This window comes from Ruegeria sp. SCP11 (assembly GCF_040329455.1).
GTDB lineage: Bacteria > Pseudomonadota > Alphaproteobacteria > Rhodobacterales > Rhodobacteraceae > Ruegeria > Ruegeria atlantica_E.
The window spans coordinates 1-221 of sequence record NZ_JBDZYG010000080.1 but is presented as its reverse complement, the minus strand read 5'-3'; the positions used below and the strand labels follow the sequence as shown (position 1 = coordinate 221).

1 protein-coding gene is annotated in these 221 nt (G+C 51.6%); it reads right to left on the bottom strand.

Annotation, left to right across the window (positions count from 1 at the left end; genetic code table 11):
- A partial coding sequence (locus ABLN94_RS24705; protein WP_417750541.1) for a hypothetical protein occupies positions 1-221 on the bottom strand: 221 nt, incomplete at both ends.

Here is a 221-nt window from a genome sequence, read left to right as displayed (position 1 = left end):
GTTTTCCGATCCGGCTTGAGATCGGGTTTGCATCGGCAAGAATTTTGCCGGCATCACCTGGGTCAAGAAGCACTTTGAATGCTTGTATTGGCTCCGAAAGGTTCTTGACCTGTTGAGCCCGACGTCGGCAAAGCCAAGATCCAGTTTGCCTTTCACGCTTTTGAATACCGTATCCGAGATCTTAATCCCGTTGGGCTCAGCCAATCCTTCCAGGCGGGAAG